This is a genomic window from Aeromonas lusitana, from assembly GCF_002812985.1.
Taxonomy (GTDB): Bacteria; Pseudomonadota; Gammaproteobacteria; order Enterobacterales; family Aeromonadaceae; genus Aeromonas; species Aeromonas lusitana.
The window spans coordinates 129,936-154,491 of the sequence record NZ_PGCP01000022.1 but is presented as its reverse complement, the minus strand read 5'-3'; the positions used below and the strand labels follow the sequence as shown (position 1 = coordinate 154,491).

Sequence of the window (24,556 nt, the reverse complement as noted above, 5' to 3'; positions counted from 1 at the left end):
CAAGTAGATGTGAGGGGGACAAGATGCAGTTAATAGTGGTAAGTGGTCGTTCGGGCTCGGGCAAGACAGTCGCCCTGCGGGTGCTGGAAGATCTGGGTTACTACTGTGTGGACAACCTGCCGGTCAATCTGCTGCCCCAGCTGATCATCTCGGTGGAGAGCCAGTATGACAAGCTGGCGGTCAGTATCGACGTGCGCAACCTGCCGACTCAGCCAGACCGGTTGGAGAGCCTGCTGGCGCAGGCACGCAGCGAAGGACGGGTGGAGTTCTCCAGCTTCTTCTTCGATGCGGACAATACCACCCTGCTCAAGCGCTATGGCGAGAGCCGCCGCCTGCATCCCCTGTCTCGCAACAAGCTGTCGCTGGACGAGGCGATCCGGGAAGAGACCCACCTGCTGGCGCCCCTCTCCTCCACCGCTGACCTGCGCATCGACACCACTAACCTCAGCATTCATGACCTGAGCGAGCTCATCAAGACCCGGGTGCTCGGCAAGAAAGAGAACGAGCTGGTGCTGGTATTCGAGTCGTTCGGATTCAAGTACGGCATCCCCAAGGATGCGGACTTCGTGTTCGATGCCCGCTTCCTGCCCAATCCCCACTGGATCCCCGAGCTCAAGCCCTTCACAGGTCAGGACGAGCCGGTGGCCAACTATCTCTCCAGCCAGCCGGACGTCATGCTGTTCATCCAGCAGATCGAGAACATGCTGGGTACCTGGTTGCCCCATCTGGAGCGCAACAATCGCAGCTATGTGACGGTGGGCATCGGTTGCACCGGTGGCCAGCACAGATCCGTGTTCATCGCCGAGCGGTTGGCCAGTGCGTTTCGCCTGCTCGGCAAGAACGTGCAGATCCGCCACCGCACCCTGGACAAGCGATCGGCATCCGCCTGATTGACCAATAGGACACTCAGATGACAGTTTCCGCCTCGGTAGAAGTCAAAAACAAGCTGGGTATTCACGCCAGGCCGGCCATGATGCTGTTCGAGCTGGTGCAGGGCTTCGATGCCCATGTGCTGCTGCGCAACGAAGACGGCGTCGAGGCTGATGCAGACAGCGTGATCGGTCTGCTGATGCTGGACTCGGCTCAGGGCAAGCAGGTCGAGGTACAAGTGGAGGGGCCGCAAGAGGAAGAAGCCTTGGCGGCCGTGGTAGCCTTGTTCACCTCGGGCTTTAACGAGGAGTAAAGCCGCTGCCTTGCCCTCTCACGGCGCGGTCCGCGCCAGCCCCTTGAAGTGGACAAAGTCCCGACAAGCCAGCAAATTCTTGCTGGCTTTTTCGTTCATCAGCGCCAGGAACAAGTCGTAGAGCCCCATCGCTTCCTCGTAGTCCGCCTTGGCGATGGCCAGCACGAAGATAAGGTTGGCGGTCTCGCCGTTGCCCCAGTCGATGCCCTGGGGAGCCAGCACCGTATACACCAGGGTACGACGGGCCAGCAGGCCAAGGGCGTGGGGCAGGGCAATGCCATCCCCCAGCATGGTGGAGACGATCTGCTCCCGCTCCTGCAGGGATCCCCTGAACCCCTCTTCGACCAGATCCTCCGCCTCCAGCTGATCGCAGATGATGGCAAATAGTGCGGCTTGATCAAGAGGCTCGTTCACCACCATGAAGTGCTCATCATCGAAGTACTTGTCGAGCAGGTAGGGGCGGGTGCGATCGATCAGCACCAGCTTGCCGAGCTGTTCCAGCTGGTACTGGGTCGGGAAGGGGGCAACCTGCACCACGGGGACATTCTTGTCACTGACCTTGCTCGTGCTGATGACGAAGTCCTGCTGGATATGCGCGAGCCCCTCATAGTCCCGCACCGACTCCAGGCTGGTCAGTTGCAGCTGAGGGTATTCCCGCTTGATGCGCGCCTCCAGCACCCGGAAGGTGGCGTTGCCCGCATCGCACAGTAGCAGCGCCTGGGGAGGGCGGCTGTAGCCGATGTCGTAATGGCGCTCCAACCCGACGCCTATGTGGATCACCAGATAACCGATCTCGTGATGGGTCAGATGATAGGGGGTCTGCTTGATCCACTCGGAGATGGCCGCCAAGGTGATGTCGTAGGCGAGGGGATAGTACTGCTTGATGTGATCCGCCAGCGGGTTGTGGCAGCCAATCTGGTATTTGATCCGCAGCAGCATGGCACTGATATGGGCCAGCATATCGGCGTGCAACTGGCCGTCGTGGCGCAGATCATAGGGGTAGTGCTGGTGGATGTAATCCAGCAGGTGTTCAACCAGCTGGGTACTCTCGGCGGCCATGGCCGGGCTGAGCTGCGGGGTGTCGGTAATGAGTCGTGCCTGGATCTGGATGGCGAGGCCATTCACCTCAGGCTCCCCGGGCCGAGTCAGGGTAGGGAGCTCCCCATAGATGTCGCGGGCCACGGCCGTGAGGGGGGCGGTGAGATCGTCCTGGCTGAAGGCCAGCAGCTCATGGCCAGCGGCCTGGCGCAACAGGGCGACGGCGCAGTAGATGGTGAGCTGTTGCAGACTCTCGTCGGCCAGCCGCAACTGATGGTGGCCGAGCTGGGCGTGGATGCGGTTGCCAATGACCTCCAGGGTTTTGCTGGGGCAGAGGTTGGGCAACAGGCCCTGCAAGGGGCTGTTGCGGGTCTGCTCCCGATAGAGCAGCTGGGTGAGGCAGGCCCGGATGGCCGCCTCTTCCCCCTGAATGCGCATGCCAAGGCGTGGCTTGCTGTCGATGGTGAGCCCGAAGTGGGCGAGCCGCTCCCTCACCTCCGCCATGTCCCCTTGCAGCGCGGCCCGGCTCAGATACCAGGTGTCCGCCAGCTCCTCGAGCTTGATCCCCTGCTCTGCGGTGAGCAGCAGGAGTTGCAGATGCAACACTCGCTCCCGACTGGTGCGGGGCAGGCTGGTCTCCTGCTCCTGCGCCGCCAGCAACTCGTCAAACAGCCCCTGATTGTAAATCTTCAGCTGATAGCCGGTGCCGCGCTGATGGATCAGATGGGCGCCGTGGGTGGCAATCAGCTCGTTGAGGGTCGCCACATCGGTGCGCACAGTGCGGGTGGAAACATTGAGGCGGCGGGCCAGCTCCTCCTGTGGCAGGGGTTCGGCATGGAGCTGGGTCAGCAGTTGATGGAGTCTGGGGTGGGGCAGCTTGATCATGGGGACAGCGTGACTCCGGTCGTGAGAGAGGGATCGATGTTAACAACTGAGTCATCAACAAGCCAGGCACCGGCCAGAGGTTGGACCGGTGCCCTTGTTATCGTCACGCCAGCAGCTGTTTCACCATGGCGAGCAGGGTGCGAACGTCCTCTGGACGAGTCTGACCGCTGTCACTGTCGATGATGGAGCTGTAGATGTGGGGGACTATCTTCTCGACCCCAGCGTCCAATGCGATGCGCACTATCTCCTCGAAGTTGTCGAGATCGATGCCGCCGGTGGGCTCCAGCCAGAAGCCGTGGCGGGCGCAGGCCTCGGCCACCGCCTGATACTCGTCTCGGCAAGCCAGCCCCCCCATGGGGAAGAACTTGACCGAGCTGCCCCCCATGTCCTTGAGCAGGGCGATGGCGGTATCGATGGGGACTATGCCGTCGGCCTGCCCGGCGCTGAGGGGACCGGTGGAGATCTTCACCATACCCGGGGTACCGGTGGGGGAGATGAGGCCATTCACTAGGGTATGGGGTTGACCGAGCAGTGCCCGGCTGGCGCCCACGCCGGTGAATACCTGATTGACGTGCTGGGGCTGTAGCTGACGAGCCAGCTCGGCCACCATGGCGGACTGACGGGGGTCGCCGGCGCCGAGCCCGATGGAGAGGGCATTGTCGATCAACGCCGCGTATTCGCGCATGTCGGCGACGGCGGAGGGCACATCCGGGTAGCTCTTGGAGAGCACGCCGACCAGCACATGGCCCTCGGCGGCCTCATAAATGTCGACGGCATTCTGTTTGGAGCCGGCCAGCACGTTGAGGCAGACGCGATCGCGATAGTAGTTCGGGATAAGGGACATCAGTTGTTCTCCTGGGCTAGTTGGGCGATGGCCGCGTGGATCTGGTCGAGTTGGGCCGGGCTGACGCTGCGCACATCGATCTCGATGTGGCCCTCGTTGGCCTTATAGCCACGGCAGTAGATGGCGGGGTTGCCCTGCTGCAGGCGAGCCACCACCTGTACCGTGTTCATGCCGAGGCGCGCATGGTCGAAGGCAATGTCGGTGCGGGCGATATCGCGGCCGGCGCTGTCCCACACCACTTTGGCGGTGACGCCAGGCAACTGGTTGAGGCGCTCGATGAAGGGGGTCATCTTGCTCACCATGGCGGCGCCGCTCTCTTTTTCCTTCTCCAGATAGCGCTCGATGGCGTGGGTCAGGCCGAGGATCCCCTCCTTGCCCACCTTCATGGCGCGGCCTATGCCGTTCGCCTGCTGCTTGACCCACTCTACATACTGGGCCTTGCCGAGTACCAGGCCGCTGGTGGGCCCCTCGATGGCCTTGGCGCCGCTGTAGATGACCAGGTCGGCCCCTTGCTGGTAGTAAAGACGCAAGTCCTCTTCCGCCGCCGCATCGACGATGAGCGGCAGCCGGTGGGCCCTGGCCACCTCGGCCGCTTCGGCCACCGACAGAATGCTCTTCTGCACGCAGTGGTGAGATTTGATGTAGAGGATGGCTGCCGTGTTGGGGTTGATAGCGGCGGCCAGTTGGGCGGGGGAGCACTCGTTGGCATAGCCGGCCTCCACCACCTTGCCGCCACCCAGGTTGACCATGGTGCCCACGGGGGCGCCAAAGTTCACGTTGTGACCCTTGGGCAGCACGATTTCGCTCGGTACCCCGTGGGCATGGGCGTGCAGTTGCTCGAGGCGATAGGCATCACCGCGTACTATCACGGCCGCCACCGATTGGGCTATGCCGGCACTGGCGCAGGAGACCACGACCGCATCTTCCACTCCCAGCAGATTGGCGAGGTAGGCACCTGTCTTGTTGACCAGATCCTTCACCTCGAAGTAGTGACCCAAGCCGAAGTTGACGGCCTCGACCACCTCCTGCTCCGGGGTGGAGACGCCGAGGATGGTCATGCGCCCGGAGGCATTGATGACGGGTTTGAGCTGATATTTCTCATACACGGAAGGCATGGTGTGATTTCCCATAGTGAGTCAGAACCAGGTCACCACCCACCAGGGCGGCGAGGGGGAGCAGTTGTACATCGCCGCTGCGCGATTGCGCCTCGGTGTCCATGAACAGGGCAGGGCCGCGGGCCAGTTCGAACAGAGTCAGGTCGGCATCGGCGCCCACCTCGAGCCGTCCCTTGCCCGGCAGGCGCAGGGCATCGGCGGCCTGGTGGGTGACGCAGGCGAGCACCTGCTCCAGGCTCATGCCGATGACGAAGAACTTGGACATCACGTGGGCCAGGCTGTAGACGGGCCCCTTGATGCGATTCTTGCAGTAGATGTCGGAGCTGATGGTGTCAGGCAAGATGCCTTGGCGGATGGCGTGCTCCGCCACCTCGAAGCTGAAGCTGGCACCACCGTGGCCGATATCGAGTCGCAGCCCTCGCTGCATGGCGTCACGCACCGCCACTCTCAGCTCACCGGCCGGGGTCAGGATGCGGTTCGGTTTGCCGTTGAAGCAGTGGGTCAGCAGATCACCCTGTCCCAGCAGGGCGACTATCTCGTCCAGATCCGGCGGTGTGTTGCCCACGTGCACCATCAGCGGCAGGTTGCCGTTGTCGCGCTGGATCTGTTTGGCGATCCGCAGGGGCTGCAAGCCATTCTCGCCGACCACGCTGCCACTCATGCGCGCCTTGATGCCGACGATGAAGCCGGGGTGGCGGAGGATGGCCGCCTGGGCCAAGGCCGAATCTATGTCGGTTGGATTGGCCAGTTCATTTTGGCGCAGCAGGCCGATGCGGGAGATGTTGAGTAGGGCATGGACCCGGGTCTTGCAGTCTGCGGCCAGACGTTGGAACGCATCCACGTCGTCGGCTCCCGTGCTGCCCGCGTCGATGACGGTGGTGACCCCTGATTCCACCCCGACCTTGTCCGGTTCATCGTGATAGATGGGGGAGGCGGGATAGCAGTGGGTGTGGCCGTCAATCCAGCCTGCACTCAGGTAATACTGTCCGGCCAGGGTGAGGACTCGCTTCGCCTCGGCCGAGGTCGGGAGCTGGCCAAGGGCCGCTATCTTGCCGTCCAAAATGGCGATGTCGATGAGCTCGCCGTTTCCCTGGCGTCCCGCTCTGATGATCATGTCATACATGCTGATATCCCTCTTGGAACCTGCTTGCGCTCTTACTGCGAGGCCGTGATCAAGGCTCATGTGCTGCTCGGAATCCTCACGTATTTCTATACGCTCCGGTTCCTGCGCTGCTCTTCACCTTGCTGACGATCTCTCGCGACAGATCGCAAACAGGTTCTTAAATGCCGCCCGAGAGACGGCCTGTGATTAAGCCAGGGCGACCGGGAAGAAGGTGCCGAGCAGCATGGCTCCCAGGATGGCGCCACCCGTGATGGGCTTGTTCCAGATGTAGAACAGCAGCGCCCCCAGCAGGGAACCCAGACCGATGGGGATGGAAGCGCCCATGGCGGAGAGGATGATCAGGGGGCCGAGGAAGCGGCCGGAGCTGTTGCCCGCACCCATCATCACATCCGCACCATAGGTGGAGTTGCTCTGATTGATGGTGAACTTGCGCGCCAGGATGATCACATAGCCGATGGCCAGACCAATCCCCATGCCGGTCGCCAGGGAGGCACCGAAGTTCTCCACCGGATAGACGATGCCGGCGCCCAGCAGCAAGGCGGGAACCCCCAGACCGACCCCGGTCTGGATGGCGCCACCGATATCCAGGATCCCTACCAGGGAGCCCTCTATGATACGAGCAAACAGGAAGCTGGCACCGAAGGCCGCGACTGCACCGTAGGCCCCTGTATCCATGCCGGCCTTCAGCATGGCGACGAAGGCCACCTCGTTGAAGGCGCCGACCCCGTACAGGTAAAACATGTGCGTACCGGCAAAGACCCCGGCCGACAGCAGGCCGACGAAGATGGGGAAGGACCAGTCCGCATACCAGAAGTTGTTTCTCAGTTTCTCATCCATGGTGTGGTCCCTTATTTGCCGCTCATCAGGTTATGGACATTTTCCAGCCACAGGGGGATCCCCATGTGGAAGGACTCGATCAGTTTCATGTCAAAGCCACGGAAGAATCCGCTCAGCACGAACAGCAATACGATGGCTGCCATCATGACGCGGGTGACGTGGTTCCAGCCGCTCTCCTCGACGCCCTTGCCGATCAGGATGCCAAGCACCAGACCCGGTACGGCGTTGCCCATGATGAGCTGGGCCATGCCGCCGAAGATGGTGGCCCAGAAGCCGGACTTCTTGCCCGCCTCGATGGCGGCCAGCCAGAAGATCACCGGCATGACGGTGTTGACCAGCAGGTTGGCGGCTGGCACCAGCACCTTGACGGCGGTGACCTGCAGAGCGGCGGGAACCGCGGCTGCCGTGCTGTTGAGGAAGGCGACGACGATGGCCCCTATGATGGCACCGGCGATGGCCATCTTCTTGGGGTCGTGCAAGGTGCTCGTCAGATCCCGGTTCTTGACCAGCAGTGCGGCCGTGGCCCAGTGCGGGATGATGCGGTGATCCACATCCTGGGTGAAGGCACCGGCCGCCACGGTCGAGGCCCAGGCGTTGAAGAAGAAGCCGAGACCGAAGGAGAAGTGGGAGGCGGGATCCCCTTCACAGGAGTTCAGCTCGCCCAGGGTGCGGAAGGCGCCCATGCCCTGTACGGTCGGGGCATGGAACATCCGCGCCGCACCGGCCCCCACCCCGACGCCCACCAGGCCACCGATGATGAGGGACTTCATTAATATGATCAGAAACATCCAACATGTCCTTTTTGTGGGGTTACAGCAGGGTGAAATCCACCTTGTCGACATCCAGGCTGGTGACCTTGACGGCGATCTCCAGCTGCACGCGGAATTCGCGGCGCTGGCGCGGCAGGAAGAAGAACAGGAACTTCTCCACCCGGACCGATTCCTCGGCCTTGATCACCTGCACATCGACCGGTTCGAGTCGCAGCATCACGTGCTGGCTGCCCTTGAGCAGCGTGGGTTGTACCTGGCTGAGGGCGGCGGCGAACGCCTGCTGGCGAGTCGCCCCCTTGCCGTTGACGATGACCTGGGTGGTGAAGTGTTCTTTCATCAGGCGCGACCGTGCTTCTTGGCGAACGCTTCGATCAGCTTCTGACCCAGCTCTTCCTTGTCGTTGAAGCCAAAGCCCAGCACCACACAACCTTCGTTGATGGCGGTGACGCCCTCTTCGATGGAGCGCATGCCATATCGGCACTTGTAGCCGTACTTGGTCTGGGCCGTGATGGCGCCGGCACCGCCGCTACCGCAGAAGGAGATGCCCAAATCGGCCTGCTCCTTGTTCATCACATCACCGAGCTTCATATCGGCGGCCATGCCGGGGATGACGGTCACGCTGGCGCCGGCGGCTTCTGCCCCCGCACCGACTTTCTGACCCTTGCCGAGACGATCTCCGATCACGAGTTTGATGGCTGACATAGTGGTTTCTCCTTGATTAGGGGTTCAGTACGGAACTGAGTTCATTTTCTTTGGCGACTTCGAAATGGACGGACAAGAGATGGGCCTCTTCATAGGCCAGCTTGTCCAGCCAGGCGACGACCTGTTCGGCCAGTCGCAGGGAGAGGGGGGAGATCTCGTCGAACAGGCTGAGGTCGACCTCCGGCAGGGATTCACCGCTGTAAGAGCGCCACACCATGGCTTTGACATGGGAGGCCAGCATCTGTTGTTGCACCTCGTTGGGACGAATGCCCTGCTCCGCCAGCAGGCTGTGGATGCGCGCCAGGGTGAGATCTGTCTTGCGCAGCAAGGCCGGGCTGTCCGGGGTCAGGGCGCTGTCATGGGTGTCGGTAGTCAAGGTCTGCTCTCCAAGGCTGGCAGAAGGGATGTGACTACCCTAAGGCGGTAAAGCCGTATGGAGGAGGCAGCTTTTTTCCGCTTCTAACTGGAAATCCCGCTCGGAAGCAGACCCAAGGCAGCCACTTTTGTGGCTCAGAGGCACAAAATCGGGTGTTCAAGGCGTTTTGAATGTGATCGGCGCCGCACTTTAGGGGGCGACACCTGACAGAGGGCGGGGTGTGGAATTGTGAGTCGCCTCACGCAAAGGGTGGCGGGGCGGAAACAAAAACAGGGCCATTGGGGCCCAGTTTGCAGTCGAGGTGGTCGCTTAGCTGGTGGCCGCCGCGCTGCTCGCGGGCAGATTCTGGTAGCGCACGTCTTCTTCGATGGTGACCTCCACCTCGAGCGGCTTGCCGTTGCGGATGACGGAGATGCGCAGCTTGGTACCGGGGCGGCTTTCGACGATCTTGTCCATGACGGCGCGTACACCGCTGATGGCCTCGCCGTTGACCTTGAGCAATACGTCCCCGCGTTTGAGCCCAGCCTTGCTGGCCGGCCCCGTCGGATCCAGGCTCTCCACCACCAGGCCCTGCAGGTCGCCTAGGTTCATCATGCGGGCGACTATGGGATTGATTTCGACGCTGGAGATCCCGAGGTAGCCGCGAATGACCCGGCCGTTGGCGATCAGTTCGTCCATGATGCGTTTGGCCAGCTTGTAGGGGATGGCGAAGCTGATGCCGTAGCTCTCTTGGTTGCCGTTGAGGTGATAGGCGGCGGTATTGATGCCCACCAGATCGCCACGGCCGTTGACCAGGGCGCCACCCGAGTTGCCCTCATTGATGGCGGCATCGGTCTGCAGCAGATCCTGCCGGCCATTGCTGTCCGGCCCCATGCTGGAGAGGCCGATGCGACCGGTGGCACTGATGATGCCCTGAGTGATGGTCTGGCCGACGTTGTAGGGGTTGCCGATGGCGAGCACCACATCTCCCACGTCCGGCAGTCGCTCGGGATCCTGGGGGATCACCGGCAGATTGTCCGATTCGATGTAGAGCACGGCGAGATCGGTCAGCTTATCGGAACCGACCAGCTCGGCGCTGAACACCCGGCCATCTTGCAGCGCGACGATTATCTGGTCCGCATCGGCGATGACGTGGTAGTTGGTCAGCACGTGGCCACGGGAACTCATGATGACCCCGGAACCCAGCCCCTGGGGCCTGAGCTCGGCCTTCTCGCCGCGATTGCCGGCGAAACTGCGGGTATAGATGTTGACGACGGCAGGGCCGGCGCGATGGGCGGCGTAGGAGAAACTCAGTTCACGGGCATTGGTGATGAGGCCCGGCAGAGGGGCACCGCCACGAAAATTGGGGAACAGCAGCAACAGGAGCGCCGCGACGGTGAGGCCGAAGCCGACAGACTTGCCCAAGTAACTGATCAAAGGTGGGATTTTCATGTCATTCTCATCCGTACATGCTGCGCGCAGAGAATAACATTATCGGTGGATAAAAATCACCCGCGGCGGTTGCCGCGGGTGTGAGGGACTTAACGGATCACCAAATAGAGCGAGGAGTCGCCACGCTGGATGTTCAGCGCCAGCACTTCCGGCTTGTCTTTCAAGGCCTTGGTCAGCTCCCCCAGGGAGTTGATGCGCAGGCGGTTGACCCCGATGATGACGTCGCCTTTCTGCAGGCCGGAGGCGGCGGCAGGGGAACGCGGATCGATATCGGAGACAGCCACGCCGGTCACCGGCTCTGTGCTGGTGCTGAGCTTGGCTCCTTCCAGTGCCGGGTGCAGGGCGCTGGCGAGGATCTCGCTGTCATCGGCCTTCTTCAGGGTGACCTTGACGGTCTGCTCCTTGCCATCGCGGATGAGACCGAGGGCAACCTGCTTGTCGGCACCCATGGTGGCTATCTTGGCACGCAACTCACCGAACGAGCGGATGGGCTTGCCATCGATGCTGATGATGATGTCACCCGCCTTGATCCCGGCCTTGGCGGCGGCGGAGTCAGGCATGACCTGGTTGACGAAGGCACCATCCTTCTTGTTGTAACCGAAGGACTTGGCAATATCCGTGGTCAGCTCGGTGCCCGTGATCCCCAACTGGCCACGGCGCACTTCACCGTACTTGACGATCTGATCGGACAGGTCGCGCACCATGTTGGACGGAATGGCGAAGCCGATGCCGATGTTGCCACCGTTCGGACCCAGGATGGCGGTGTTGATACCGATCAGCTCGCCACGCAGGTTGAGCAGGGCGCCACCTGAGTTACCCGAGTTGATGGCCGCATCGGTCTGGATGAAGTTCTCCAGGTTCTCGATGTTGAGGCCGCTGCGACCGAGGGCGCTGACAATGCCCGAGGTGACGGTCTGGCCCAGGCCAAACGGGTTGCCGATGGCGAGCGCATAGTCACCGACCCGCAGGTCGTCTGAGTCGGCGAACTTGATCTGCACCAGATCGTCGGCCTTGATTTGCAGCAGGGCGATGTCGGACTGCTTGTCTTCACCAATCTTCTTGGCGGCGTATTCACGGCCGTCCTTCAGATTGACCTTGATCTCGTCAGCCTCGTGCACCACGTGGGCGTTGGTGATCACATAGCCCTTCTTCGCATCGATGATGACGCCGGAGCCCAGCGCCTGGAAGGGCTGCTCGCTCACCTGCTCGTCGGGCATGTTGGGGCCGAAGAAGAAGCGGAATTGTTCCGGCAGGCGCTGGCGGGTGATCTTCTTGCCAGAGACGGAAATATTGACCACGGCAGGAGTGACCTGCTCGAGGACAGGGGCCAGGCTCGGCATCTCCTGGTTGTTCGCCAGCAGGGGCAGGGCAGCTTGCGCTGGCGCCGCAGACAGGGCGATACCGACACTGAGGGCTAATACACTGAATACAGAAAGAGATTTACGCATATGAGAAACAGCTCCCAGAAAAAGTTGCAATGCAATCGTCAAGGTCTGACCACGATAAGGCGTAATAAGTTCCACTAGGGACTAGCTGGATTGTTTGAGCAGACCGGACGCACCCGCATAGTCGCGCGGCGGCAGACCCGGTTCTTCGTTGGCAGACTCATCTTTCCCTTCTTCGGCCTGAGGTTCGCGGAACAGCGGCTCCTGTACCTTGGCCAGGAACTTGCTCTGCTCGGCCATGTGGCGATAGAGGGTCTGGTATTGATCGGCCAACTGCTCCATCAGGGCGGCGCTATCGGCAAAGTGGGTATTGATCTGACCCTGATAGCTTTCCAGCTCCTTGTGGGCTTTTTTCAGCTCTTGTTCCAGACGTCCGGCATCCCGGCTGCGGACCGTGAAACGGCCGATCAGTACGCCTATGATAAGAGCGGCTACCGCCAGCAGGATCCCGTTTAACAGAGTCATAGATGCTCCTTGTTACAGCTAAGTCGATGATTGTTGAGACGGTCGGCTTGACCGCGATGCCTCGTTGGCACTATACCGTGCACCCCGAGAGCGTGATACCATTTTGTCCTTCATTCAGGGACTTGGAGGCGGTTTACAGGATGACCCCGCAGCAAAAATATCAGCAGGATTTGCAGCGTCCCGGCTTTGTGGCCGACCCGGCTCAGGCGATGGCCGTGGCCCGCCTGGAACGACTCTATCAGGATTTGTGCGCCAGCCCGACTCCGACCAGATCCCGCGGCCTGTTTGGTTGGCTGCAAAAAAACAAACCTGCCGCCCCTGTCCTCGGACTCTATATGTGGGGTGGAGTGGGCCGAGGCAAGACCTGGCTGATGGATACTTTTTTCGACAGCCTGCCGGGCGAGCGGAAACTTCGCATTCATTTTCACCGCTTCATGCACCGGATCCATGATGAACTCAAGGGGCTGACCGGTCAGGCCGACCCTCTCCAACTCATCGCCAGCAAGCTGGCAGATGAGACGGATGTCATCTGCTTCGACGAGTTTTTCGTCTCCGATATCACGGATGCCATGCTGCTGGGGACCCTGTTCCAGGCGCTGTTTGGCCACGGCGTCGTGCTGGTGGCGACCTCCAACATTCCGCCCAAGGATCTCTATCGCAACGGTCTGCAGCGGGCACGTTTCTTGCCCGCCATCGAGCTCATCGAGCACCACTGCGAGATCCTCAACGTGGACGGAGGCGTCGACTATCGACTGCGTACTCTGGAGCAGGCGGAGATCTACCACTTCCCGCTGGATGAGCAGGCCAAGTGCAATCTGGATCGCTATTTCGGCCAGTTGACGGGTCTGGCGAAGATCGATACCGCCACGCTGGAGGTGAATCATCGTCAGTTGAGCGCGCTGGGCTTGGGGGAGGGGGTGCTTTATATGGAGTTCGAGCAGATGTGCTGCACCCCTCGCTCACAGGGGGATTACATCGAGTTGGCCCGGGAGTTTCATACCGTGCTGCTGGCCAATGTGCAGCCCATGGGCACGGGTACTGATGACGCCGCCCGCCGTTTCATCGCCATGGTGGACGAGTTCTACGAGCGGCACGTCAAACTCATCCTGTCGGCGGCCGTGCCCATGACGGCGCTCTATGGAGACGGCCTGCTCAATTTCGAATTCAAGCGCTGTCTTTCGCGTCTTCAGGAAATGCAATCGCACGAATACCTTGCCAGAGTGCACCTTCCTTAGTCACAATACCCGAGCCTGCCAGTCGGATGGGCATCTGCGGCAGGTAGGGCCGGGCGACATTTGCTAGCTTCATGGCAGTGAAATTAGCAGGTGATATTTAAGGCAACTTCACTTATAATCGCCCGGCCCACGTTACAGCTGTCGATAAGACAGCAACACTTTAAGCTTTACTTGTATTCGAAGGGGTACAGGTAGGCCATCGTTTGTTGTTTGTGGGAGAGCCCCCATAAGCAATTGGGTCTGTAACAGGTAATTGGGTTTAACTTAATGAAAACTTTCGTTGCCAAGCCAGAAACCGTAAAACGTGACTGGTACATTGTGGACGCAGAAGGTAAAACTCTGGGTCGTATCGCAACCGAGATCGCTGCTCGTCTGCGTGGTAAGCACAAAGCTGAATACACTCCGCACGTTGACACCGGTGATTACATCATCGTTGTAAACGCTGAGAAGGTACACGTAACCGGTAAGAAATTTACCGACAAAATGTACCACGCTCACTCCGGTTTCCCGGGTGGTATCAAGTCCATCAGCTTTGACAAGCTGATTCAGCGTAAGCCGGAAATGGTAATCGAAGCTGCCGTCAAGGGCATGCTGCCGAAGGGTCCGCTGGGCCGTGCCATGTTCCGTAAGCTGAAAGTTTACGCAGGCGCAGAGCACGCTCATGCTGCTCAGCAACCTCAAGTACTGGATATCTAACGGGAACTGGCAACATGGCAGAAAATCAATACTACGGTACCGGCCGTCGCAAAAGCTCCACTGCTCGCGTATTTATCAAAGCGGGTAGCGGTAAAATCGTAATCAACCAGCGCTCCCTGGAGCAATACTTCGGCCGTCCGACTGCCCGCATGGTAGTTCGTCAGCCGCTGGAACTGGTTGAGATGACCGAGAAACTGGATCTGTACATCACCGTTAACGGTGGCGGCATCTCCGGTCAAGCTGGTGCGATCCGTCACGGTATCACTCGTGCTCTGATGCAGTACGACGAGACCCTGCGTTCCGAACTGCGTAAAGCAGGCTTTGTTACTCGCGATGCCCGTAAGGTTGAGCGTAAGAAAGTCGGTCTGCACAAAGCTCGTAAGCGTCCGCAGTACTCCAAGCGTTAATTCGCTTTTGGTACGCACTCTCACGAGTGTCAAAAAAGCCTGGCAACTGCCAGGCTTTTTTTATTGGTAATATTCCTTACGGCAATGCTAACCACGCGTCACAAAAGACAAAAAATTGTGTATTTATTGTTTTCACCCATCGCTTCTCTTTCTTGTCAAATTGTTATCTTTTCTTTAAAATTTCCATGGTCTTTCTGTGTCAATTGCCACTCCGCTTCCATCGCAGTTGCCACAGGGGGAGGAGAAAGGGAACAGGGACACTAATAAGAATGAGCGGAGTCCACATGGGAGAGTTTTTGGATGAGCAATGCGCCAGTTGATACCGGTCGCCGCAGATTTCTTACCTGGTCAACGGTTGCCGTTGGCGGTGTAGGAGCTGCATTTACCGCAGTGCCGTTTATAAAGTCATGGAATCCGAGTGCCAAAGCCAAGGCGGCGGGGGCTCCGGTCGAAGTCGATATCAGTAAATTAGAGCCGGGTCAGCTGATCCGCGTCGAATGGCGTGGCAAGCCGGTCTGGGTGGTGAAACGCACCAAGCAGACGCTGGATGCCCTGGCGACGCACGATGACAAGCTGCGCGATCCTGCCTCCGATGAGCCGCAACAGCCGGACTATGCCCACAACGGCTACAGATCCATCAAACCGGAGATCTTCGTCGCCGTCGGTATCTGTACTCACCTGGGTTGCTCTCCCTCCTACCTGCCCGACAGCTTCGGTGAACAGGTGCAAGGCGTGACCTCCGGCTTCTTCTGCCCGTGTCATGGTTCCAAGTTCGACATGGCTGGTCGAGTGTTCCAGGGCGTCCCCGCGCCGCTGAACCTGGTCATTCCGCCATATAAATTTCTTAGCGACACCACCATTCTGGTGGGTGCCGATGGCAAGGAGGCCTGACCATGTTTGCCAAACTCATGGGCTGGATTGACGATCGTTTCCCGCTCACTGCCATGTACAACGACCACATGGCCAAGTACCCGGCTCCCAAGAACCTGAACTTTTGGTACTTCTTCGGCTCCCTTGCCATGCTGGTGCTGGTCAACCAGATCATCACCGGCATCTGGCTGACCATGAACTACAACCCGTCGGCGGAAGGCGCCTTTGCCTCCGTTGAATACATCATGCGGGATGTGGATTACGGCTGGCTGCTGCGCTACATGCACTCCACCGGCGCCTCCGCCTTCTTCGTGGTGGTCTACCTGCACATGTTCCGCGGCATGATCTACGGCTCTTACCAGAAGCCACGCGAGCTGCTGTGGATCTTCGGCATGCTGATCTTCCTGGTGCTGATGGCGGAAGCCTTCATGGGCTACCTGCTGCCCTGGGGCCAGATGTCCTTCTGGGGTGCACAGGTCATCATCTCGTTGTTTGGCGCCATTCCGGTCATAGGCGACGATCTGACCCTATGGATCCGGGGGGACTACGTCATCTCGGGGGCGACCCTGAACCGCTTCTTCGCGCTGCACGTCATCGCCTTGCCGCTGGTGCTGGTGATGCTGGTGGCCATGCACATACTGGCGCTGCACGAGGTGGGTTCCAACAACCCGGATGGCATCGACATCAAGAAGCACAAGGATGAGAACGGCTGGCCGCTGGATGCGGTGGCGTTCCACCCCTACTTCACGGTCAAGGACATGATCGGGGTGGCGGGCTTCCTGTTCCTGTTCTGCGCCATCATCTTCTTCAAGCCGGACATGTGGGGTTACTTCCTCGAGAAGCCGAACTTCGAAGTGGCGAACGGCCTGAAAACCCCGGAGCACATAGCCCCGGTCTGGTACTTCACGCCCTTCTACGCCATCTTGCGGGCGGTACCGGACAAGCTGCTGGGGGTCATCATGATGGGCCTGTCCATCGTGGTGCTGTTCCTGCTGCCCTGGCTGGATCGTTGCAAGGTGCGCTCGGTGCGCTATCGCAGCACACTGCACAAGCTGAACATCGCCCAGTTCGTGGTCTGCTTCGTCATCCTGGGTGTGCTGGGTGTCTTGCCCTCGACCCCGACGCTGACGCTGATCGCGCAGATCTGTTCACTGGGCTATTTCGGGTTCTTCGTCCTGTTGTTCTTCTACAGCAAGAATGAAAATACCAAGCCGCTGCCGGAGAGGGTGACATTCAAATGAAAAGAATAATATTCGCTGTGCTGGCCCTGTTACCCAGTCTGGCGCTGGCTGCCGGCAGTGGTTTCCCGCTCGACAAGGCCGAGTACAACCTGAGTGACAAGGTCTCCTTGCAGCGTGGCGCGACCACCTTCATGAACTACTGTGCCGGTTGTCACTCCACCCAATACCAGCGCTATAACCGGGTGGCCGCCGACATCGGCATCCCGGAAGATCTGATGCGGGAGAACCTGGTCTTTACCGGTGCCAAGATTGGCGATCTGATGAAGAGCGCCATGTCCGAGAAGGACGCCGCCCGCTGGTTCGGGGCGCCGCCCCCGGATCTGACCCTGGTGGCACGGGTGCGTGGTGCGGACTGGATCTACACCTACCTGCGCTCCTTCTACGTGGATGAGACCCGGCCGTTCGGGGTCAACAACGCAGTCTTCCCGTCCGTGGGCATGCCCCATGTACTGGAGCCGCTGCAGGGGACGCCCCGCGCCGAATTCGGGACTCATGAGGTCGATGGGCAGTCGGTGCAGAAGGTCGTCAGCATCAAATCTGACGGCAACGGTGAAATGAATAACGAAGAGTATGATCAGACGGTACTGGATCTGGTAAACTTCTTGGTCTACTCGGCTGAGCCGGTACAACAGGAGCGCGAACGTATGGGCTTCTGGGTACTCGGTTTCATCGTTATCTTCTTCATCTTCACTGTGCTGTTGAAGAAGGAATTCTGGCGCGACGTTCACTAAGCGACCAGATCAGGGTAATATGACGCACGGCAATGAAGTTAGAAATGCTTCATTGCCGTTTCTGCTTTTTAATGACGGGAGGGTTCAATGGCTGTAGCTGCCAATAAGCGTTCGGTAATGACGCTGTTTTCCGGTGCCAACGATATGTTCAGCCATCAGGTGCGCATTGTCCTGGCGGAGAAGGGTGTTAGCGTGGATATCTGCCAGGTTGACCCGAGCAACCTGCCGGACGAGCTGGCCGAGCTGAACCCGTACAACAGTGTGCCGACCCTGGTGGATCGTGAGCTGGCTCTGTACACCTCACGCATCATCATGGAGTACCTGGACGAGCGCTTCCCGCACCCGCCCCTGATGCCGGTCTATCCGGTGGCTCGCGGCAACAGCCGTCTGATGATGCACCGCATCGAGCTGGACTGGTACTCTCTGGCCGACAAGATCATGGCAGGTACAGACGTCGAGGCCGCTCGTACCGAGCTGCGTGACAATCTGCTGGCTATCGCGCCTATCTTCGGTGAAATGCCCTACTTCATGAGCGAAGAGTTCGGTCTGGTCGACTGCTACATGGCCCCGCTGCTGTGGCGTCTGCCGAGCCTTGGCATCGACTTCACCGGTCGTGGTGCCAAAGAGCTGAAGGCCTACATGGTTCGCCTGTTCGAGCGTGAATCCTTCCAGGCTTCCCTGACCGAAGCCGAGCGCGAGATCCGTGCCAGCGTATGAGCACTGAACCGACCATGACACCCAGCCGCCCGTATCTGTTGCGGGCGTTCTTCGACTGGCTGCTGGATAATGACCTGACCCCCCATCTGGTGGTCAATGCCAATATCCCCCATGTGATGGTACCGATGCAGTTTGTGCAGGATGGCCAGATCGTCCTGAACATAGCGCCCCGGGCCGTAGGCCAGTTTCACATGGATAATGATGCAGTCAGCTTCAGCGCCCGTTTCGGCGGCGTGTCGCAGCAGGTCTATATTCCCATGGCGGCCATCCTGGCCATCCATGCCCGGGAGAACGGCGTGGGGACCCTGTTCCCACCCGAGCCGGGTTACGATCTCTGGCTGGAGCAGGCCGAGGCACCCGTTGAGCCCGAGCCGGAACCGCCGCGCCCAACCGGTCGCCCGACTCTGAAAGTCATCAAATAAAAAACGCAGCCAACTGGCTGCGTTTTTCATATCCCAGGGTCTGCTTAGTTCTGGGCATACTCGAAGGCCTTGATCACCTGTTTCACGCCGCTGACGTGGCGGGCGATCTCCACCGCCTGATCCCCCTCCTGACGGGTCACCAGACCGATGAGGAATACCTCGCTGTTCTCGGTCACCACCTTGACCTTGGTGCTGTCGAATTGCTTCGCCGCCAGCATGTCGGCCCGCACCTTGGAGGTGATCCAGGTGTCGTTGCTGCGCACCCCTATGCTGACCGGCTTGCCGAGACGCAGCTCGTTGTAGACGTGGCGCACCCCTTCGATGCGGCCCACTATTTTGCCCGCTTCCTGCTTGTAGGCGTCGGAGGGGGTCTGGCCGACCAGCAGGACGCGGCCATTGTTGCTGTAGACGCTGATCTTGCTCGCGGCACTCAGCTGCTTGCTGTCAGCCAGCAGGTTGGCGGCCTTGAGCTCTATGGTCTGATCGTCCCACTGGGCGCCCAGGGTACGGCGATCGCCAGACGCCTTGGTGGCACCGGCAGCGCCTCCCACCACGACGGCGGCGCAACCTTGAAGCAGCAGGGAGCCGGCCAGCAGGCCGAGTACGAGGATCTTCTTGTTCATGGGCTTAGTCTTCCTGTTGCGGGAATAGTGTCTGGTCGATGAGATCACACAGGCAGTGCAGGGTCAACAAATTCACTTCCAGAATGCGAGGACGACGAGCAGAGGGAACCCGGATTTCCACGTCGTTGGGGCCGAGCAGGCCGGCTATTTCGCCGCCATCGCCACCGCCGAGCACTATGATGGTCATGTCGCGAGACAGGGCCGCCTCGGCGGCTTTGATCAGGCTACGGCTGTTGCCCGTGGTGGTGAGGACCACCAGGATGTCGCCGGGCTGACCCAGAGCGCGGATCTGCTTGGAATAGACCTCTTCAAAGCCGTGGTCGGTCGCGATGGCACTGATGGTCGCCATGTCGGGGGTCAGCGCCAGACCCGGCAGGGAAGGGCGTGGCGTCTCGTAGCAGTTCACCAGTTCGGAGATGAACAGCTGTGCCAGCGCCGCGGAAGGACCATTGCCACACGCCATCACCTTGTGGCCATTGAGCAGGCAGATGGTCAGCATCTGGGCGGCCGTGTGGATAGCCTCCGGCAGGGCTTCGGCTGCGGCTATCTTGGTCTGGATGCTTTCGGTGTAGTTCTCTTTGATGGGATCAGTCATAGGGTCCTCTTAAAACGCGTTCTGGATCCAGTCTGGCTGGTCGCCCTCGAACGCGATCACATCGAATCGGCAGGCCTGGCTGGCCTCGTTGATGGCATGTTGCTTGAAATAGTGGCGGGCGGCCAGCACGATCTTGTGCTGTTTTCGCTTTGTAACCGAGCTGGCGGCACCGCCATGGCTGGCATTGGCGCGATATCTGACTTCAACAAACACCAGGGTCTGGCCCTGGCGCATGATCAAATCTATTTCACCACCCCGGCAGCGGTAGTTGCGGGTCACGGGTTGCAGGCCCTGGGCCTGCAACCAGCGTTCCGCTACCTGCTCAAAGTGTTGTCCCTTGCTGGTCGCCGCTGGGGGCAACAGGTTCAACCACTGCTGGTGCAGCCGGGTCAGTAGTTTCCTCATGAGAGCTGTCCTCGAGCTGGGGCACGGCGCTGTCACTGACCAGCTTGCCATTCTGGTAGATGGCCCAATCCAGCATGCGCACTATGTTGCCCTGAGGATCCACGCTCAGCTGCCCGGTCATGCCTGGCTGCTGCATGGCGTTGACCTTGCGCATCTGTTGCAGGTTGCCGGCCAGGCCGACCGCATCGTAGCCGAGGGCAAACAGGCGCAGCAGATCGCCCTGGGTCTGTGGCCAGAGCACGGCTATCTGTTCCCGCTCCTTCTCATAACCGCCCAGCAACAACGGCATGTCGGAGATGTGCATGCCGTTGAGCTCGGAGGCGACTTCGGTCGCGCCGCTGTCATAGCCACGGGAGCTGCTGTAGATGGGCAGGCTGCCCATGGGGTCGACCGAGATGTCCACATAGGGCTTGATCATCCGGGTTTCCAGGCTGTTGGCCACCACGTAGACCGCATCTATGCTGCGCGGCGCGGCATCGGACAGCTGGACGATTTCCCCGGCGCGGGCGGTAGAGCGGCCGCTCAGGGCGTTCTTGACCATGCCCTGCACCTCGTTGCGCGCCCCGAAGGTGGCGACCACGGGTTTCTCCTGGCTGACGCCAGCCCAGGCCTGCTCGAACGCCTTGATGCTGCTGTAGCCAATCCGGCCTTGTGCCGCGATCAGCAGGGGCTTGCGATAACCCTGACCATAGAGGTACTGGGCGGCCTGGCTCGCATCGGCGGCGGCGGAGAGGGAGAAGTAGTAGGTGTTGTCGTTGACGATGGGCTTGTCCAGCTCATTGAGCGCCAGCACGGGCACGGTCGGGTTGGCCTTGAGCAGCTCCTCGACCCTGTCCTTGAGCAGGGGACCGATGATCATGTTGGCCCCTTCCTGAACAGCCTGCTTGTAGAGATCCCCCATCGCCTTGCCCTGAGTGTCATAGAAGTTCAGGGTGAACTGGCTCTGATTCTCCTTGTAGGACATCAGCATGCCGTTGCGAATGGCGGCGCCCTGGGCTTCCAGGTTGCCGGACAGCGGCAGGAAGACGGCGACCTGCTGCAGCGCCCCCACATTGGTCGCGGCCAGATCGCCGAGGCCGGCCGGCATGTCGGTCTGGGCCGGGTGGTTCGGGAAGCTCTGCTTCCAGCCTGCCAGCTGGCGGGCGAGCTGACTGGGCTGGGCCCCGAACTCGTTGACCAGGGCCGCCAGGCGCAGCCAGCCCGTGGTCACGTCGGGGGCCGGGGCCTCCTCCAGTGCCTGCAGGGTGGAGGGGGTCATGCTTTTGAGCAGGGACCAGATCTGCTGGTGATTGGTGGACAGCTCATTCTTGGCCAGATAAGGCTCCAGCAGGATCAGCGACTTGGCGGCACCAAACTTGTTGTTGATGTCGAGCTGCAGCACCACCCGTTGGCGATACCAATCCTTCTGGGTATCGGCATCGAGCGCGACTTCCGGCTTGCCTTCCAGCAGGATCAGCGCCTGATTGGCGTTGCCCTGGGCCAGCAGCAGGTGTGCCTGCAGTAGTTGCAACTGGGCCTTCTGCTCCTCGCTCTGGGCCTGCTTTTGCAGTTGCTGGTAGAGCGCGGAGGCCGGCTTGGCCTGGCCGAGGGCCAGGTAGCTGCGCGCCGCCATCACCTGCCAGGTGAAGGCTTCGGCCGGTTTGGCGGGATCCACCTGCTCCAGATACCACTGGGCATTCTTGGTCAGATCCGAGAAGGCCGACGGCATGCCGGGCTGTCCGGAAGTTGGATTGGGCTCCGACGCACAGGCGGCGAGCAAGAGCGCCGCGAGTAGGATGCCGAAGAGTCGTGATACACTTAGCTGCTTTGTAACCCGGTTCAAGTTCATTCCCCGACCAGTGTTGAAGTTCTACATAGTGTAAACGGGCCAATATGGCGACACAATTGTCGGGACACTCGGAGATCCCATGAGTGACATCCCAACCCTGTATATAGTCCCCACTCCGATCGGCAATCTGGCGGACATCACCCAGCGAGCATTGGATATTTTACGCAGCGTCGATCTGGTGGCCGCCGAGGATACCCGTCATACCGGGATCCTGCTCAGTCACTACCAGATCTCGGTACCGACCTTCGCCCTGCATGACCACAACGAGCAGCAGAAGGCCGACGTCTTGATAGGTCGCATCAAGGAGGGCAAGAGCGTGGCCCTGGTCTCCGATGCGGGCACGCCCCTCATCAGTGACCCTGGTTATCACTTGGTCACCCGCTGTCGCGAAGTCGGAGTCAAGGTAGTGCCGCTGCCGGGCCCCTGCGCCGCCATCACGGCCTTATCCGCCGCTGGCTTGCCCACGGATCGCTTCGCCTTCGAAGGCTTCCTGCCGGCCAAGGCCAAGGGCCGTGACGACCGGCTGCAGGCGGTGATCGAAGACACCCGCTCCCTGGTGTTCTACGAATCCCCGCGCCGGGTGCAGGAGACGGTGGAAGCCATCGCCCGCATCCTGGGGGAGCGCCAGGTGGTGGTGTGCCGCGAGCTGACCAAGACCTTCGAGTCCATCCACGGTCTGCCCGCCTCCGAGATGCTGGTCTGGCTCGGTGAGGACGATAACCGCTGTCGCGGCGAGATCGTGCTGGTGGTGGCCGGTGCCAGCAAGGTGGATGAAGAGCTGCCGTTTGAGGCGATCCGTACCCTGGGCCTCTTGGTGGCCGAGCTGCCGCTGAAGAAGGCGGCGGCACTTACCGCCGAGATCCATGGCGTGAAGAAGAATGCGCTCTATAAATATGGCCTCGAGCACTATTGAGTCATCAAAGTGCGCAGATAGTCGGCCTGGTGGCAGTGAAACTGGCTGCTGTAGATGTAAAAATTAGCATGACTCTCTTCTAAAATGTGACTGATAGCCCCCTGAATCGACGCAAATGGCAATTGTCGGTTTACCCGGGACGGCGGACAAGGCTATAATCCGCGCCCGGAGTTGGCTGGGCAATCGCTGCTTCGTCGTTGTGTCCCTCGGGACAGACGGGCGGAGGGGAGGAAAGTCCGGGCTTCATAGGGCAGGGTGCCAGGTAACGCCTGGGGGGCGTGAGCCTACGACCAGTGCAACAGAGAGCAAACCGCCGATGGCCCGCAAGGGATCAGGTAAGGGTGAAAGGGTGCGGTAAGAGCGCACCGCGCGACTGGCAACAGTTCGTGGCACGGTAAACTCCACCCGAAGCAAGACCAAATAGGCCCCTATTGGCGCGGCCCGCGTTGGGGGCGGGTAGGTTGCTTGAGCCAGTGAGCGATTGCTGGCCTAGAGGAATGATTGCTACCGGGGCAACCCGGAACAGAACCCGGCTTACAGGCCGACTCCGACCTATTCAGGTAAGCAATTACCTTAAAATCCCGGCACCTTTCAGGTGCCGGGATTTTTATTTTCAGCCTGCCGGATGGCTGCATAGCGCCTTTTGGGGATTTGTAATAAAGTTCTCGCCCATTTCGGTCGCTCTGTGTCGGCTGGACTCTTCATATCGATCACGCGGCTGGCCTGATGAGTGTCTCTATATGGCAGTAGGGCGAGATGAAAATGGCTAAGGTGGATTTGTAATGTCATCAAGCGGCGTAATGCTCACACCTTCTCGGCTGCTGTCCGCCGAGCGGGGCAGGGCCCTTCCCCATTATGATCTGCTGGGCGTCGAGCGAGCCAATCTGGCGCGGCTCAAGCAGCTCAATTCCCAACTGGGTTCCTTCTCGCTGCAAGCATCGGGCTGCATGGCCCAGCTGTTCAATGCGGCGGATTGTGAGCTGAGTTATCAGGACTTCTCCTCTGCCTCACCCCAGGAGCGCGACGATCGTCTGCTCTGGGTGGAGGCCCGCACCCCGCTCGATGTGCAGCGGGTCGCCTATTTCTCCATCTCCCCCTCAGTGATCTATCGCCTCGCAGTGCTATTTTTTGGTGGTTCCTTGCAGCACAAGGGCGCCGAGGCAGCCCATGGCAAGGGTCTGACCGATACCGAGCAGCGTTTGCTGCTGCGGCTGTGCCAGTACCAGATCGATATCTGGTCTGCCAGCCTAGGGCAGGGGGATCTCGCCTGGCAGCTGAACCTGATCACCCGGGAATCGGTATCTGCGCCCCGGCTCTGGGTGGCGGATGCTTGCATGGTCGCGGGTGGCAGCACCCACGGGTGGCAGTTCTGGTTGCTGCCTCCCGAGGAGGCGATCGGCATTACTTCCGGTCATCACGTGCAGGCGGTGCAACTGGAGCAGGCGCTGACCCAGGTGCCGGTGCAACTGCGGGTGGTCATGGGGCAGATGTCCATGACGCTGGCGGATCTGGAGTGCCTCAAGGTGGGGGATGTGCTCTCGCTGGATTTACCCGAGGTCGTGCCGGCACTGATCGGTAACCGCCCCTGTTTCAATGGCCGCATCGCCGAACATAAAGGCAGCCTGGTGTATCAGGTTGCAACCGTGGTAGAGGAGTAGT

Annotated in this window: 28 protein-coding genes and 1 other RNA gene; 13 read left to right on the top strand and 16 right to left on the bottom strand. The window is 60.4% G+C overall.

The window, feature by feature from the left end:
* The first annotated feature begins 23 nt into the window (after positions 1-23).
* Positions 24-890, top strand: coding sequence for an RNase adapter RapZ (rapZ, locus tag CUC44_RS14830; RefSeq protein WP_100860677.1), 867 nt, complete (start codon positions 24-26; stop codon positions 888-890).
* A 20-nt stretch (positions 891-910) separates the two neighbouring features.
* The gene (gene npr, locus CUC44_RS14825; protein ID WP_100860676.1) at positions 911-1,183 is read left to right on the top strand and encodes a PTS phosphocarrier protein NPr; all 273 of its coding nucleotides are present in this window, start codon (positions 911-913) and stop codon (positions 1,181-1,183) included.
* 18 nt (positions 1,184-1,201) lie between these two features.
* Here the strand turns inward: npr and CUC44_RS14820 are convergent, their stop codons facing one another.
* The 12 genes from CUC44_RS14820 to CUC44_RS14765 all read right to left on the bottom strand — a co-directional run bounded on the left by CUC44_RS14820 (position 1,202) and on the right by CUC44_RS14765 (position 12,214).
* Complete coding sequence (locus CUC44_RS14820; RefSeq protein ID WP_100860675.1) at positions 1,202-3,106, bottom strand: BglG family transcription antiterminator; 1,905 nt, start codon at positions 3,104-3,106, stop codon at positions 1,202-1,204.
* Positions 3,107-3,209: 103 nt separating this feature from the next.
* The gene (gene dagF / locus CUC44_RS14815; protein WP_100860674.1) at positions 3,210-3,950 is read right to left on the bottom strand and encodes a 2-dehydro-3-deoxy-phosphogluconate aldolase; all 741 of its coding nucleotides are present in this window, start codon (positions 3,948-3,950) and stop codon (positions 3,210-3,212) included.
* Positions 3,950-5,065 carry a DgaE family pyridoxal phosphate-dependent ammonia lyase gene (locus tag CUC44_RS14810; RefSeq protein WP_100860673.1) on the bottom strand — a complete coding sequence of 372 codons (1,116 nt, stop codon included), beginning with the start codon at positions 5,063-5,065 and terminating at the stop codon, positions 3,950-3,952. Before CUC44_RS14810 ends, dagF begins: the two co-directional genes overlap by 1 nt.
* Entirely contained in the window at positions 5,049-6,188 is a 1,140-nt protein-coding gene (locus tag CUC44_RS14805; RefSeq protein ID WP_100860672.1) for an amidohydrolase/deacetylase family metallohydrolase, read from the bottom strand. Before CUC44_RS14805 ends, CUC44_RS14810 begins: the two co-directional genes overlap by 17 nt.
* Before the next feature lie 186 nt (positions 6,189-6,374).
* Positions 6,375-7,025 (bottom strand): DUF4310 family protein, encoded by a 651-nt coding sequence (locus CUC44_RS14800; protein ID WP_100860671.1) that lies wholly within the window; start codon positions 7,023-7,025, stop codon positions 6,375-6,377.
* Between the two features lie 11 nt (positions 7,026-7,036).
* Positions 7,037-7,813 carry a DUF4311 domain-containing protein gene (locus CUC44_RS14795; RefSeq protein WP_100860670.1) on the bottom strand — a complete coding sequence of 259 codons (777 nt, stop codon included), beginning with the start codon at positions 7,811-7,813 and terminating at the stop codon, positions 7,037-7,039.
* 22 nt (positions 7,814-7,835) lie between these two features.
* Positions 7,836-8,132 carry a DUF4312 family protein gene (locus CUC44_RS14790; RefSeq protein ID WP_100860669.1) on the bottom strand — a complete coding sequence of 99 codons (297 nt, stop codon included), beginning with the start codon at positions 8,130-8,132 and terminating at the stop codon, positions 7,836-7,838.
* On the bottom strand, positions 8,132-8,497 hold the full coding sequence (locus tag CUC44_RS14785) for an SFCGS family glycine-rich protein (protein WP_100860668.1): 366 nt from the start codon (positions 8,495-8,497) through the stop codon (positions 8,132-8,134). The genes CUC44_RS14790 and CUC44_RS14785 overlap by 1 nt, the downstream gene beginning before the upstream one ends.
* 16 nt (positions 8,498-8,513) lie before the next feature.
* Positions 8,514-8,873: a transcriptional regulator gene (locus CUC44_RS14780; RefSeq protein WP_100860667.1), complete on the bottom strand. Its 360-nt coding sequence runs from the start codon at positions 8,871-8,873 to the stop codon at positions 8,514-8,516.
* 309 nt (positions 8,874-9,182) lie between these two features.
* Positions 9,183-10,304 carry an outer membrane-stress sensor serine endopeptidase DegS gene (degS, locus tag CUC44_RS14775; protein ID WP_100860666.1) on the bottom strand — a complete coding sequence of 374 codons (1,122 nt, stop codon included), beginning with the start codon at positions 10,302-10,304 and terminating at the stop codon, positions 9,183-9,185.
* Between the two features lie 89 nt (positions 10,305-10,393).
* Entirely contained in the window at positions 10,394-11,752 is a 1,359-nt protein-coding gene (locus tag CUC44_RS14770) for a Do family serine endopeptidase (protein ID WP_100860665.1), read from the bottom strand.
* An 81-nt stretch (positions 11,753-11,833) separates the two neighbouring features.
* The gene (locus CUC44_RS14765; protein WP_100860664.1) at positions 11,834-12,214 is read right to left on the bottom strand and encodes a Z-ring associated ZapG family protein; all 381 of its coding nucleotides are present in this window, start codon (positions 12,212-12,214) and stop codon (positions 11,834-11,836) included.
* Positions 12,215-12,354: 140 nt separating this feature from the next.
* Between CUC44_RS14765 and zapE the strand changes: the two genes are divergently transcribed.
* From zapE to CUC44_RS14725, 8 genes are all read left to right on the top strand, one after another.
* Positions 12,355-13,449: a cell division protein ZapE gene (zapE, locus tag CUC44_RS14760; RefSeq protein WP_100860663.1), complete on the top strand. Its 1,095-nt coding sequence runs from the start codon at positions 12,355-12,357 to the stop codon at positions 13,447-13,449.
* Positions 13,450-13,716: 267 nt separating this feature from the next.
* The gene (gene rplM / locus CUC44_RS14755; RefSeq protein WP_005336289.1) at positions 13,717-14,145 is read left to right on the top strand and encodes a 50S ribosomal protein L13; all 429 of its coding nucleotides are present in this window, start codon (positions 13,717-13,719) and stop codon (positions 14,143-14,145) included.
* Between the two features lie 14 nt (positions 14,146-14,159).
* Entirely contained in the window at positions 14,160-14,552 is a 393-nt protein-coding gene (gene rpsI / locus CUC44_RS14750) for a 30S ribosomal protein S9 (protein WP_005336286.1), read from the top strand.
* 300 nt (positions 14,553-14,852) lie between these two features.
* Positions 14,853-15,443: a ubiquinol-cytochrome c reductase iron-sulfur subunit gene (gene petA, locus CUC44_RS14745; protein ID WP_100860662.1), complete on the top strand. Its 591-nt coding sequence runs from the start codon at positions 14,853-14,855 to the stop codon at positions 15,441-15,443.
* A gap of 2 nt (positions 15,444-15,445) precedes the next feature.
* Complete coding sequence (locus tag CUC44_RS14740) at positions 15,446-16,663, top strand: cytochrome b (protein ID WP_100860661.1); 1,218 nt, start codon at positions 15,446-15,448, stop codon at positions 16,661-16,663.
* Entirely contained in the window at positions 16,660-17,394 is a 735-nt protein-coding gene (locus CUC44_RS14735) for a cytochrome c1 (protein ID WP_100860660.1), read from the top strand. Before CUC44_RS14740 ends, CUC44_RS14735 begins: the two co-directional genes overlap by 4 nt.
* Positions 17,395-17,481: 87 nt before the next feature.
* Complete coding sequence (gene sspA, locus CUC44_RS14730) at positions 17,482-18,111, top strand: stringent starvation protein SspA (protein ID WP_100860659.1); 630 nt, start codon at positions 17,482-17,484, stop codon at positions 18,109-18,111.
* The gene (locus CUC44_RS14725) at positions 18,108-18,533 is read left to right on the top strand and encodes a ClpXP protease specificity-enhancing factor (protein WP_100860658.1); all 426 of its coding nucleotides are present in this window, start codon (positions 18,108-18,110) and stop codon (positions 18,531-18,533) included. Before sspA ends, CUC44_RS14725 begins: the two co-directional genes overlap by 4 nt.
* A gap of 44 nt (positions 18,534-18,577) precedes the next feature.
* Here the strand turns inward: CUC44_RS14725 and dolP are convergent, their stop codons facing one another.
* From dolP to CUC44_RS14705, 4 genes are read right to left on the bottom strand one after another with little or no spacing between them, the layout of a single operon-like run.
* On the bottom strand, positions 18,578-19,156 hold the full coding sequence (gene dolP, locus CUC44_RS14720; protein WP_100860657.1) for a division/outer membrane stress-associated lipid-binding lipoprotein: 579 nt from the start codon (positions 19,154-19,156) through the stop codon (positions 18,578-18,580).
* A gap of 4 nt (positions 19,157-19,160) precedes the next feature.
* Positions 19,161-19,751 carry a D-sedoheptulose-7-phosphate isomerase gene (locus CUC44_RS14715; RefSeq protein WP_100860656.1) on the bottom strand — a complete coding sequence of 197 codons (591 nt, stop codon included), beginning with the start codon at positions 19,749-19,751 and terminating at the stop codon, positions 19,161-19,163.
* A gap of 9 nt (positions 19,752-19,760) precedes the next feature.
* Entirely contained in the window at positions 19,761-20,156 is a 396-nt protein-coding gene (locus CUC44_RS14710; protein ID WP_100860655.1) for a YraN family protein, read from the bottom strand.
* On the bottom strand, positions 20,074-21,864 hold the full coding sequence (locus CUC44_RS14705; RefSeq protein ID WP_244166794.1) for a penicillin-binding protein activator: 1,791 nt from the start codon (positions 21,862-21,864) through the stop codon (positions 20,074-20,076). Before CUC44_RS14705 ends, CUC44_RS14710 begins: the two co-directional genes overlap by 83 nt.
* A gap of 199 nt (positions 21,865-22,063) precedes the next feature.
* On the opposite strand from CUC44_RS14705, the gene rsmI reads away from it, so the two are divergent.
* The 3 genes from rsmI (at position 22,064) to lfiM (ending at position 24,555) form a co-directional block, all read left to right on the top strand.
* A complete protein-coding gene (gene rsmI / locus CUC44_RS14700; protein WP_100860653.1) occupies positions 22,064-22,897 on the top strand; it encodes a 16S rRNA (cytidine(1402)-2'-O)-methyltransferase in 834 nt (277 codons plus the stop codon).
* A gap of 167 nt (positions 22,898-23,064) precedes the next feature.
* Positions 23,065-23,450: RNase P RNA component class A (gene rnpB / locus CUC44_RS14695), an RNA gene on the top strand.
* Positions 23,451-23,697: 247 nt separating this feature from the next.
* Entirely contained in the window at positions 23,698-24,555 is an 858-nt protein-coding gene (gene lfiM, locus CUC44_RS14690) for a lateral flagellar motor switch protein LfiM (protein WP_279627829.1), read from the top strand.
* The last annotated feature ends 1 nt before the right edge of the window (position 24,556 follow it).